9 protein-coding genes are annotated in these 12099 nt (G+C 65.8%); 5 read left to right on the top strand and 4 right to left on the bottom strand.

The annotated features are described in order from the left end of the window. Positions 1-1950: a putative bifunctional diguanylate cyclase/phosphodiesterase gene (locus tag G372_RS0109240; RefSeq protein WP_019624208.1), complete on the top strand. Its 1950-nt coding sequence runs from the start codon at positions 1-3 to the stop codon at positions 1948-1950. Between the two features lie 2 nt (positions 1951-1952). On the opposite strand, the gene G372_RS0109235 is transcribed toward G372_RS0109240, so the two are convergent. Next, positions 1953-3341 (bottom strand): class II fumarate hydratase, encoded by a 1389-nt coding sequence (locus G372_RS0109235; RefSeq protein WP_019624207.1) that lies wholly within the window; start codon positions 3339-3341, stop codon positions 1953-1955. Positions 3342-3729: 388 nt separating this feature from the next. On the opposite strand from G372_RS0109235, the gene purB reads away from it, so the two are divergent. Both purB and G372_RS0109225 read left to right on the top strand, forming a co-directional pair. Continuing rightward, positions 3730-5097 carry an adenylosuccinate lyase gene (purB, locus tag G372_RS0109230; RefSeq protein WP_019624206.1) on the top strand — a complete coding sequence of 456 codons (1368 nt, stop codon included), beginning with the start codon at positions 3730-3732 and terminating at the stop codon, positions 5095-5097. 3 nt (positions 5098-5100) lie between these two features. Next, positions 5101-6279 (top strand): cupin domain-containing protein, encoded by a 1179-nt coding sequence (locus G372_RS0109225; RefSeq protein WP_018864272.1) that lies wholly within the window; start codon positions 5101-5103, stop codon positions 6277-6279. A gap of 10 nt (positions 6280-6289) precedes the next feature. Here G372_RS0109225 and dusA read toward each other — a convergent pair whose 3' ends face one another. Next, positions 6290-7231, bottom strand: a complete 942-nt coding sequence (gene dusA, locus G372_RS0109220; RefSeq protein ID WP_019624205.1) for a tRNA dihydrouridine(20/20a) synthase DusA — start codon at positions 7229-7231, stop codon at positions 6290-6292. Between the two features lie 99 nt (positions 7232-7330). On the opposite strand from dusA, the gene G372_RS0109215 reads away from it, so the two are divergent. After that, positions 7331-8758 (top strand): Glu/Leu/Phe/Val family dehydrogenase, encoded by a 1428-nt coding sequence (locus G372_RS0109215; protein WP_019624204.1) that lies wholly within the window; start codon positions 7331-7333, stop codon positions 8756-8758. 38 nt (positions 8759-8796) lie between these two features. Here G372_RS0109215 and ribA read toward each other — a convergent pair whose 3' ends face one another. Next, on the bottom strand, positions 8797-9942 hold the full coding sequence (gene ribA, locus G372_RS0109210) for a GTP cyclohydrolase II RibA (RefSeq protein WP_018864269.1): 1146 nt from the start codon (positions 9940-9942) through the stop codon (positions 8797-8799). Positions 9943-10085: 143 nt separating this feature from the next. On the opposite strand from ribA, the gene G372_RS0109205 reads away from it, so the two are divergent. Continuing rightward, the gene (locus tag G372_RS0109205) at positions 10086-10874 is read left to right on the top strand and encodes a RibD family protein (protein WP_018864268.1); all 789 of its coding nucleotides are present in this window, start codon (positions 10086-10088) and stop codon (positions 10872-10874) included. Between the two features lie 50 nt (positions 10875-10924). On the opposite strand, the gene thrC is transcribed toward G372_RS0109205, so the two are convergent. Next, a complete protein-coding gene (thrC, locus tag G372_RS0109200; RefSeq protein ID WP_018864267.1) occupies positions 10925-12067 on the bottom strand; it encodes a threonine synthase in 1143 nt (380 codons plus the stop codon). Between the last annotated feature and the right edge of the window lie 32 nt (positions 12068-12099).

Raw genomic sequence — 12099 nt, 5'->3', positions numbered from 1 at the left:
ATGAGCCCTTCCTACAAGACGCCTGACGAGGTCAATGCGCTGCACGAGCGCATCCGCTTCCTCGAGGAAGCGCTGGAGGCAAACGCCTACGCGATGGACGTGCTCGCCTCGACCACCGCGATCTTTGGCGACACCGACCGCAATCGCAGCCCGGACCTGATCATCCAGAGCAGTCTGGAATCCATCCGACGTCTGCTGCCGGCCCGCGACATGGCGGTCTACATCCTCGACGGCGAGTCTTCGTTTGATCTCGCCTATCAGCAGCACCCTCAAAAGGATGCATACGATCTCGCGGATGCGGTCGAGGACCTGATTCGGGAAGGCACCTTCTCCTGGGCGTTGCACCAGAATCATCCTGTCTGCCTGCCTTCACACTTCGAGGGCGAGAGCGTGCTGCTCCATGTCATCTCGACCCGAACCCGTATTCGCGGCATGTTCGCCGCCCGTTTTCGCCAGAACGACCTCCAGCGCCACGAGATGACCCTCTCGACGCTGACCATGGTGCTGTTCAACACGGCCTATGCGCTGGAGAGCGCGGACCTGTTCCAGATGATGGAACGGCGGCAAAAGGCCTTGCAGCGGATTACCGAACACCAGTCGCGCGAACTGCTCCATCACCAGTCGCACGACTCCCTGACCAACCTGCCCAACCGGATGCTGTTCAGCGACCGGCTCTCACAGGCGATTGATCGCCATCGGGGCACCGATCATCACATTGCGTTGATCCTGCTGGACCTGGACAACTTCAAGCGCCTGAACGACTCGCTGGGGCATCGCGCCGGGGACGAGCTGATCCGCAAGGTCGCACAGGACCTGGGCAGACTGCTGGAACGTGGCCGTGACCGCGCGGGGCGCGCGTTGCGCGCAACCCTGTCGCGCCTGGGGGGCGACGAGTTCGGCATCCTGGTCGAGGATCTGCAGGGCCTGGAGGGCTGTGTCCGGCTGGTGACCGACATCGTGCGCACGACCGCGGTAGAACGCACGATCTTCGATCACCCCGTGGTGACCAGCGCGTCGTGCGGAATCGCCGTATTTCCCTACGACGGGGAAGACTCCGATGTCCTGCTCAGCAACGCCGATGCCGCCATGTACGAGGCCAAGCAACGCGGCCGCAACGGCTTTCGCTTCTACACCCAGGACCTGAATTCCCGCACCTTCCGCCATTTCGAACTGGAAAAGGAACTGGGGACCGCCATCGAGCAAGACCAGCTGGTCCTGCACTACCAGCCGAAGGTCGACCTGTATACAGGTGACATCCTGGGCGCGGAGGCCCTGATCCGCTGGCAGCATCCGAAACTCGGTCTGTTGCCCCCCAGCCACTTCATCGAGTTGGCAGAGGACATGACGCTGATCGAGGCGATTGGGGAATGGGTGCTCCGCCAGGTCTGTCGGGATCTGAAGCGCCTGCCCTCTCCGGCCCGGAATCAGGCCTTCCGCATCGCGGTCAACGTCTCCGCGCGACAGCTGCGCCAGCCCGACCTCGCCGGCGACTTTCACGCCATCCTGCAGACCGCGAACGTTGCCCCCGAGTGCATCGAGCTGGAACTGACCGAAACCACCATCATGGATGACCCGAAGGGTGCCGCCCGCATGTTCGAGCGCCTGCGGGAGATCGGCATGCGGCTGGCCGTGGACGACTTCGGCACCGGCCATGCTTCGCTGATTCAGCTCAAGAAACTCCCGGCGGACACCCTCAAGATCGACCGTTCCTTCGTCCAGGATCTCGAGCGCAGCGACGGCGATGCGAAGATCGTCCAGGCCATCGTGCAGATGGCGCATACGCTGGGCCTGAACATCATCGCGGAAGGCGTTGAAACTGAACGCCAGGCCGAGATCCTGCGCGAGTTCGGCTGCAACGAGGCCCAGGGCTACTTCTTTGCCCACCCCATGGCATTCAACGAGTTCCACGCCCTGTTGCAGGACCGGGCGCGTCTCCCGCGGGCCGGATAAACCTATCCGCCGGCACCGCCCGGGCCCGTCAGCTTCGCCGGATCCAGCAGTGCTTGCAGCCGCTCGCGCGGGATATCCGTGTGCTCCGCCGCGACCTCCAGTATCGGTCGTCCGGTGGCATAGGCCTCCTTGGCGATGCGGGCGCCCGACTCGTAGCCGATCTCCGCGTTCAGGGCCGTCACCAGGATCGGGTTGCGATCCAGCGCAGCACGCAGATTGTCCTCGTTCACCGTAAAGCCCGCGATCGCCCGGTCCGCCAGATGGTTGGAGGCACGCGCCAGCAGGCCGATCTGGGTCAGCAGGTTGTCGGCAATCAGCGGGAGGCCGACATTCAGCTGGAAATTACCCCCGGCGCCGGCGGCCGCGATCGCTGCATCCAGACCGATCACCTGTTGCGAGGCCATAATCACCGCCTCCGGGATCACCGGGTTGACCTTGCCCGGCATAATCGAACTGCCGGGTTGCAGGGCCGGAAGGGCAATCTCGCCCAACCCCGCCAGGGGGCCCGAGTTCATCCAGCGCAGGTCGTTCGCGATCTTGGTGAGCCCGACGGCAACCGTGCGCAGCTGTCCGGAAAGCTCCACCGCGCTGTCCTGACTGGCCAGCGCCGCGAAGCCATTGCCCTCATGCACAAACGACAGGCCGGTTCGCTCGGCCAGGCGCCCTGCCACACGCCCGCCGAAGCCGGCGGGTGCATTGATGCCGGTGCCCACGGCAGTGGCGCCAATGGCCAGACGCTGAATGCGCGCGCGGGTATGCTCCAGGCGATCCAGATCCAGTTCCAGTTGCCTGCGCCAGCCGGAGAGTTCCTGCCCCAGCGTCACGGGCATCGCATCCATCAGGTGCGTGCGCCCGGTCTTGACCAGCGCCCCGACCTCGCCCTCGCGCCGGGCAATCGTGGCAATCAGGTGGCGCAGCGCAGGCACCAGTTCCTGCTCCAGCGCCAGCGCCGCAGACACATGTAACGCGGTAGGGATCACGTCGTTGGAGCTCTGCGAGCGGTTCACATGATCGTTCGGATGAACCGGCTCGCCGCCACCTGAAGCGATTCGCGCGAGCACCTCGTTCATGTTCATGTTGGTGCTGGTGCCCGAGCCGGTCTGATAGACGTCGACCGGGAAGGCGTCCGCATGCTCGCCCGCGGCGACCGCCTCTGCAGCGGCCACAATCGCGTTCGCCACGGCATCGGGGAGCTGGCCCACTTCCTGGTTGGCCTCCGCGCAGGCCGCCTTGGTCAGCGCGAGGGCCCGAATGAACGCATGGGGCATGGGCCGGCCGGCGATCTGGAAGTTGTCGATGGCGCGCTGGGTCTGGGCACCCCAGAGGGCATCCCGGGGGACTTCCACCGGTCCGAGGCTGTCCTGCTCCTGGCGGGTCGGGGACTTCGACATGCACTCCTCCAAATGATCGGGACGAGGGAGACGCTGATGAGTTCACACGTCCGCGCTCGAGTCACTGTTGCGTTCTGACAAGGCGCGGTGAGCGCAGTGTAGCCGAGCTACATAAGCGAGGCGCAACGCCGGCAGGACGCAAAAGTGGCCGAGCCCTTGATGGGTGGACGCCCCATTTTCCCCGATACCTCCGTTGCGCCGCCTGATCCCGAGCAACGACAGCACCGCACGGCAGTGCCTTGTTTCGAGAAAATGGGGCGTCAACGCGGGCGTGGGCACTCATCGGCGTCTCCCTGGCGATGTATTATACTGCGCCGCGTCAATCGACCGTCCGATGGGCGCATCCCCATGCACCTGACGGACCCATCCATTCCGACTCGAGTACACCATGTCCCTGAGCCCACTGTCCGCGATCAGTCCCGTCGATGGCCGCTATGCCCGGCACACCCGCGACCTGGCCCCCTATTTCTCCGAACAGGGCCTGATGCAGGCTCGGGTACGGGTGGAGATTGCCTGGCTCAAGGCCCTGGCCGCCGAGCCCGCTATCCCCGAGGTGCCGCCGCTAACCGCAGAGGCGGAGGCGTTCCTGGACGAGATCGCCCTGGAATTCGACGAGATCGCCGGTGCCCGGGTGAAGGAGATCGAGGCCACGACCAATCACGACGTCAAGGCCATCGAGTACTACATCAAGGAGCAGATGCGCGGCCGGTCCGATCTGCAGAGCCAGATCGAGTTCGTGCACTTTGCCTGCACCTCCGAGGACATCAACAACCTCGCCTACGGGGTGATGGTCCGCGAGGCTCGCAATCACGTGATGCTGCCGGCGCTCGATGCCGTGCTGGAGCCGCTGCGCGAGCTCGCCCGGCGCTTCGCCGATCAGCCCCTGCTGGCCCGGACCCACGGTCAGCCGGCCTCGCCCACGACCATGGGCAAGGAACTGGCCAACGTGGTCCATCGTCTGGAACGGCAGCGCGCCGCAATCGCCGCCAACGAGTGCCTGGGCAAGATCAACGGTGCGGTGGGCAACTTCAATGCCCACTACGCGGCCTACCCGGAGGTGGACTGGCCGTCGCTCTCGCGGCGCATGGTGGAGAGCCTGGGGCTGGCCCCCAATACCCACACCACGCAGATCGAGCCGCACGACTTCCTGGCCGAGCTGTTTCACGCCTTCATGCGCCTGAACACGATCCTGCTGGATGCCTCGCGCGACATCTGGGGCTACATCTCGCTGGGCTACTTCAAGCAGAAGGTCGTGGCCGGCGAGGTCGGATCGTCGACCATGCCCCACAAGGTCAATCCGATCGACTTCGAGAACGCCGAGGGCAACCTCGGGCTCGCCAATGCCGTATTCGATCACCTGGCGAGCAAGCTGCCCGTCTCGCGCTTCCAGCGTGACCTGACGGACTCCACCGTGCTGCGCAACATCGGCATGGGCTTCGCCTGGTCGCTGATTGCCTACAAGGCCTTCCAGCGCGGTCTGGGCAAGCTGGAGATCGAGCCCGGCCGGCTGGACGAGGATCTCGACCAGAACTGGGAAGTGCTTGGCGAGGCGGTGCAGACGGTGATGCGCCGCTACGGGATCGAATCTCCGTACGAAAAGCTGAAGGCCCTGACCCGTGGCCAGCGCATCACGCCACAGGCGCTGGCCGAGTTCATCGACGGCCTGGAGATTCCGGACGAGGTCAAACAGCGCCTGCGCGAGTTGACCCCCGGACGGTACACCGGGATCGCCAGCCAGCTGGCTCGCGACGAGTAAGGCGTGCCCGCCCACGACCCGAATCAGGGCCTGGAGCTGCTGGGCGGGCTCTCACCGGCGGAGTTTCTGCGCGACTACTGGCAACAAAAGCCGCTGCTCGTACGCGGCGCGGTATCGGGCTTCGCCAACCCCATCGAGCCCGACGATCTGGCCGGGCTCGCCTGTGACCCGGATGCCAGCGCCCGGCTCGTGCTCGGCGGGACCGACCAAGCCGACTGGGCGGTCGAATACGGCCCGTTCGAAGAAGATCGCTTCGCTTCCCTGCCCGATCGCGCCTGGACGCTGCTGGTCAGCGACGTCGAGCGGTTCTGGCCCGAAGGCCGGGACTTCCTCGCGCAGTTCGACTTTGTCCCGCGCTGGCGCCGCGACGACCTGATGATCTCCTACGCGGCACCCGGAGGCTCGGTCGGGCCCCATGTCGATGCCTACGATGTCTTTCTGTTCCAGGCGGCCGGGCGCCGGCGCTGGCAGATCCAGTCGCCACCCGGGCCGCTGGACTGCCACGACGACCTGCCTCTGGCGATCCTGCGCGAGTTCGATCCAAGCGAGAGCTGGGAGCTCGAACCGGGCGACCTGCTCTACCTGCCCCCCAACCTGCCTCACTACGGCCTGTCATTGGATGACCGGTGCATGACCTGGTCGGTCGGCTTTCGTGCCCCCACCTATCTCGACCTGCTGACCGGATTTCTGGAGGAGCGGGCCAACCGGGTCGGCGAAGAGCCCCGATACAGCGATCCCCAGCGCCCGGCGTCCGCATACGCAAGCGAACTCCCGGTACACGACCGTACCCGCCTGCGCGGTATCCTGCGCGATATGCTCGCCGCCGACGATACGGAACTGGATGCCTTCCTCGGGCGCTTCCTGAGCCGGCCGGCGGCGAACGTCGAACTGCAACCCGGTGATCCGGTCGCCGCAGCGAGGGCGTGCCGTATTCACCCGGGCGTTCGACGCCACTGGCTGGGGACACCGGCAGGGCCGGTCCTCTGCGTCGCCGGCCACAGCTATTCGGCGCACGAGCTTTCGCCGGAGGAACTGGAGCGGCTGTGCGCGACGGAGACCCTCGATCCGGAGCAGTGGGAGCGCCATTGGCCGGCGATTCACGAGATGCTTCGCGACGGACTGGAGGAAGGCTGGCTGGAGCCCGCTGAAGACCCAACCCAGACCTTAGTTCCCGACACTTAGGCCCCTGTAATCAGGCACAGGCGCGCAGGCAGGGCTCCGCCGCGCGCTCTATTAGCTCCGGGCCAGCATCCGACCGGTGTGCACCCTCGGTCAGGATGCGCCGCCACTGGCGCGCCCCCGGCTCGCCGTGAAACAGCCCCAGCACATGCCGGGTCAGCCGCGCCAGCGGGATCCGCTCGGCGTGCATGTCGCGCGCCATGTCGATCAGACCCTGCAGCACGGCCTCGCGCGTCACCTGGCCGGGCACGTCGAAGTACAGCCGGTCGACCTCGGACAGCACCCACGGCTGATGGTAGGCCAGCCGCCCGAACATCACCCCGTCCACCCGATCGAGATAGCTGCGCGCGGCGCGGACATCGTCCAGACCGCCATTCAGCACGATAGTCAGTTCCGGAAACTCCGCTTTCAGTCGGAACACGCGCTCGTAGTCCAGAGGCGGAACATCGCGGTTGTCCCTGGGGCTCAAGCCTTGCAGCCACGCCTTGCGCGCATGCACGATGAAATGCCGGCAGCCGCCCCGCGCAACGGTCTCGACAAACGCGCGCAGATCGGCCTCCGAATCCTGGTCATCGATCCCGATCCGATGCTTGACCGTTACCGGAACCGCGACGGCATCCTGCATCGCACGCACCATTTCGGCCACCCGCTGCGGCTGCGCCATCAGGCAGGCGCCGAACGTGCCCGACTGCACGCGGTCGGAGGGACAGCCCACGTTCAGGTTGATCTCGTCAAAGCCGCGTTCTTCCGCGATGCGTGCAGCCTGAGCGAGAGTGGCGGGATCAGATCCGCCCAGCTGCAGCGCCAGCGGGTGTTCCGCCGGGACATGGCCCAGCAGCCGGTCGCGATCGCCGTGGATCACCGCGTTGGCGTGTACCATTTCGGTGTATAACAGCGCGCGCCGGGTCAGAAGCCGATGGAAACGCCGACACCAGGAGTCGGTCCAGTCCATCATCGGCGCCACCGAAAAACGTGGATCGGGAATACGCAACGATTCAGTCACGGCGCCACCCGCCCGGCGGGTGGCGCCCGGAATGCCAAGGAATAAATGCCCATGTCGGAAAACGAAACGCCGGAAACCTTTCTGGACAGTGTCTCACACATGGTCGATCGCGCCATGCACTTCCTCGAACTGCCCGAAGGTGCGATGGAGGCGATCAAGGCCTGTGACTCGGTGATCCAGGTAAGTTTTCCGATCCGCTTTCGCGACCGCATCGAGGTGTTTACCGGCTGGCGTGCCGTGCACTCCGCCCACCGCCTCCCGTCCAAGGGAGGGCTGCGGTTCTCCCCCACCATGGACCAGGAACACGCCGAGGCCCTGGCCGCCCTGATGACCTACAAGTGCGCGATCGTGGACATCCCGTTCGGGGGTTCCAAGGGCGGGCTGCGCATCGACCCGCGCAAATATGACGAGTGGGAGATGGAGCGGATCACCCGCCGTTTCGCCCACGAACTGATCCAGCGCGACTACATCAGTCCCTCGCAGAACGTGCCAGCCCCGGACGTCGGAACCTCGCAGCGCGAGATGGCCTGGATCATGGAGACCTATCGCGACCGTCACCCGGAAGACGTCAACCATGGCGCAGCCGTGACCGGCAAGCCAATCGACCTGGGCGGCATGCGCGGTCGTCTGGAGGCCACCGGGCGGGGCGTGCAGTACGCCCTGCAGGCCTTCTTCCGCGAGGGCAACGCCGCGCGCGAGGCGGGGCTGGAAGGCGGCCTCGGCGACCAGCGCATCATCGTGCAGGGCTTCGGCAATGTCGGCTATCACGCCGCACACTTCCTGCAGAACGACGACCACGCGAAGATCGTCGGCGTGATCAAGAGTGATGGCGGGGTCTACAGCGAGGATGGCATCGATGTCGATGCCCTGAACGACTATGTACGCCGCTCCGGGACCATGGAGGGCTTCGCCGGAGCGGAATTCGAGCGCAACGGCAACCGGATCATGGAGCGCGAATGCGACATCCTGATCCCGGCCGCGCTCGAGGGCGCGATCCATCGCGAGAACGCCTCCAACATCCAGGCCCGCCTGATCGCGGAGGCCGCGAACGGCCCGGTGACCTTCGAGGCCGACCGGATCCTCCAGGAACGCGGCATTACCATCCTGCCCGATGTCTTCGTCAACGCCGGCGGGGTCGTGGTCTCGTACTTCGAATGGGTGCGCAATCTCGCACACATGCGCTTCGGCCGTCTCGAACGGCGCTACGACCAGTCCCAGGGACAGCATCTGGTCACCGCGATCGAGATGTCCACGGACCACCAGCTCCCTGACTGGATCCGCGAGTCCATCGTGCGTGGCGCGGAGGAGATCGACCTGGTGCGCTCCGGCCTCGACGACACCATGCGCGAGGCCTTCAGCGAGATGCACGAGACCCGCGAGGTGGAAAGCAATGGGGCGGTACTGGATTACCGCACGGCAGCCTATCTGATTGCCCTGCGCAAGATCGTGCGGGCGCGCAGCGACCTGAACCTGATCTGACGTATAGCGCTGGCTCCCCTCGCAGGCAGGAGCCCGAGTCAGCCCCGCTCCGCTTCCGAGGCCAGCAGTTCCTGCAGCCAGTGGCCGCCGCGATCCGCCTTGGTGCTGAGATAGCGCAGGTTGTGCGGATTGAGCGTCCCGTGTACGGGCTCGCGAGCGGCTACCTGAATACCCCCGGCGCGTAGCGCCTCGATCTTCGCGGGGTTGTTGGTGAGCACACGCACTGTATCGATGCCGAGGAACTCCAGCATCTCCACGGCCGCGTCGTAGCGCCGCCCATCGGCCTCGAAGCCCAGCTGGCAATCGGAGTCGATGGTATCCAGCCCGGCTGTTTGCATGGTGTAGGCGCGCAGCTTGTTGGCCAGGCCAATACCGCGCCCTTCCTGCGCCAGGTAAAGCAGTACTCCCCCGCCGCTTTCGTTGATGGCCTTCACGCCAAGCCGCAGCTGATCACCGCAATCGCAGCGCAGGCTGCCGAACAAGTCGCCTGTCAGGCAGGCCGAATGCAACCGTACTGGAACCGCTTCCGGCCACTCGCTGGGCTCGCCAATGACGACCGCCACATGCTCGAGAATCCCGTTCCCCTCCCGAAAGAGCATGAAGCGGGTTACCGGAGCATCGGCCAGGGGGACCGGGGCCTCGCTCACGTAGGCCAGTTCCAGCCGCGGGTGATGGGCGACCGCGCGTGCCTCGTGTTCGTCCACATCCAGGAACATCCCGTCTGCCAGTGCCGAACGGATGGCCTCGGGCGTCGGCTCGGGGACCCGGGCAGACACGACGGCCGGCAACAGGCGCCCGGCACGGGCCAGCTCCAGCGCCGCCACTTCCGACGGCTCAGCCGGAAGCACGTCTGCCTGATCCAGGGCATGGGTCGGGTGTTCCCCCTCGTTTGAGGCCTCCGGGGCACTGGCCAGGGTAAACAGGGCCTCCGGGTCGGTCCCGGGCGCAAATTCCAGCGCGACGCCTTCCCAACCCTCGGCCAGCGGTTGCGGCCAACCCATTGCGGACGCACGATGGGGCGTTAGAATCAGACGCGGGCGGCCGCCGGTCATGTGCGTCAGACGATCCAGCAACACCGGGGTCAGACCTTCAACGGCGGCTACCAGTACACTGGACTGTTCACCGCTCAGCAATACCGGATGGCCCCGGCGAAGGTCGAAAATCCCACGATCGGCGTTGTGCATCAGGTCCTTCCCAATGGAGTTTGTCTTATGACCAGCCCGCAGGACGCGAATTCCACCTTGTCCGGCCGCGACCAGTCGCCCCAGCTTCCCCCAAGCCTATCGCATGTGCGCCCTCAGGGTCGCGAAACCCGGAAATTCCCGGCGTGACGGCCTATCCAGTCACCGAGGAGCAGGCCTGGCGCTGGCTGCTGGCGCAGCGCGCCGATCCGGGCTGCTGCCCCCTGCCCGGCCCCCTCGCCCCGGCCGCACACGACCTGCTGGAACTGTACGGCCCGATTATCGAGTCGGAAAGTATCACCGTGGCGCAACTCGGCCAGAGCCTCGACGGCCGCATCGCCACCTACACCGGGCATTCCCAGTTCGTGACCGGCCCCGAGGACATCGAGCATCTCCATCGATTGCGCGCGCTGGTGGACGCCGTCGTGGTAGGTGCCGGCACCGTGGTCGCCGATGATCCCCGTCTGACCGTCCGCAAGGCCGAGGGCGCCCATCCGGTGCGTGTGATTCTCGACCCCGAAGGACGCATTGATCCGACTGCGCATGTATTCCGTCACGACGAGGTGAAAACGCTCGTTGTTCACGCAGAGGGGTTTGGTCCGTGTGACATGCCCGCCCATGTCGAATGCATGGAGATTCCAGCCGATGAGGACGGGCGCTTTGCCCCGCCGCAGATCCGCGACCGCCTGGCGGCGGAACACGGCCTGCATCGTTTGCTCGTCGAGGGCGGAGGCCGAACGGTCTCGCGTTTCCTCGCCAGTGACGCCCTGGACCGCCTGCATTTGACGATCGCACCGATGCTGATCGGGTCCGGGCGGCACGGTATCACCCTGCCCGAGATCGAGACGCTCGATCAAGCCCTGCGTCCCCCGTGTCGCATCTTCCGTCTGGGTGGTGACACCCTGTACGACCTGGATCTGCGCAGCAAGCCCTGACGCCCCCCTGTACATGCGACGGGGCGCGCCAGTGGCCCTGATTCAGCCCCTCAGGCGAGGTTGTCGCGAATCGCGCGGGAGACCGCTTCCAGTTCCGCCGGCACCTTGGTCGGCTGCACCACACTCTGCGCGATCGCGGTGTCCGGGTCTTTCAGGCCATTACCGGTCAGGGTGCACACCACGGTGGACCCTTCCGGAATCCTGCCCTCGCGGATGTCGCGCAGGGCGCCGGCCAGCGATGCCGCAGACGCCGGCTCGCAGAACACGCCCTCCTTCTCGGCCAGGAGCTTTTGCGCGGCCAGGATCTCGTCGTCCTGGCACTCGTCGAACCAGCCGCTGGACTCCTCGCGCACCTTCCAGGCCATGTCCCAGGACTGCGGATGCCCGATGCGGATCGCAGTAGCCACGGTGTCCGGGTTGTCGACCATCGCCCCGCGCATGAACGGCGCGGACCCGGCCGCCTGATAGCCGACCATGTGCGGCCGGTTCCCTACCATGCCGCCGCCGGCGTACTTGCAGTGGCCCTTGCAGTAGGAACAGGCCTCGGTCACGTCGTCGCTGCTCTTGGCCGCCATCTCGCTGTAGCCGATCCAGTGCGCGGTGATATTGCCTGCATTGCCCACCGGCAGACAGTGGTAGTCCGGCGCACGGCCGAGCTCCTCGACGATCTCGAACGCGGCGGTCTTCTGGCCCTGCAGCCGGTACGGATTGACCGAGTTCACCAGTGTCACCGGCGTGTTGGAGGCGACCTCCTTCACCAGGCGCATGCCATCGTCGAAGTTGCCTTCGATCTGGATGACCGTCGCCCCGTGCATCATCGCCTGGGCCAGCTTGCCCATCGCGATCTTGCCATCCGGGATCACGACGAATGCGGTGATCCCGGCCCGTGCCGCATAGGCGGCGGCCGCGGCCGAAGTGTTGCCGGTAGAGGCGCAGACAATCGCACGCGAACCCTCTTCCACAGCCTTGGTGACGGCCATGGTCATGCCGCGGTCCTTGAACGAACCGGTGGGGTTCAGGCCCTCGAACTTCACGTAGATCTCGACCTCGCGCGCCAGATCGCGCGGGATGTTGTTCAGTCGGATCAACGGCGTGTTGCCCTCGCCCAGCGAGATGATGCGGGTGTCGTCGTGGACCGGCAGGCGGTCACGGTAGCGCTCGATCAGTCCGGTATAGCGGTGTCCAAAGGCCATGGTGTTCTCTTTAGTCTTTGCGAAAGCAAGAG

Origin of the sequence: Thioalkalivibrio thiocyanoxidans ARh2 (assembly GCF_000385215.1) — a bacterium.
Lineage (GTDB): Bacteria > Pseudomonadota > Gammaproteobacteria > Ectothiorhodospirales > Ectothiorhodospiraceae > Thioalkalivibrio > Thioalkalivibrio thiocyanoxidans.
The sequence above is the reverse complement of the archived record's forward strand: the minus strand, read 5'-3'. Positions and strand labels throughout refer to the sequence as shown.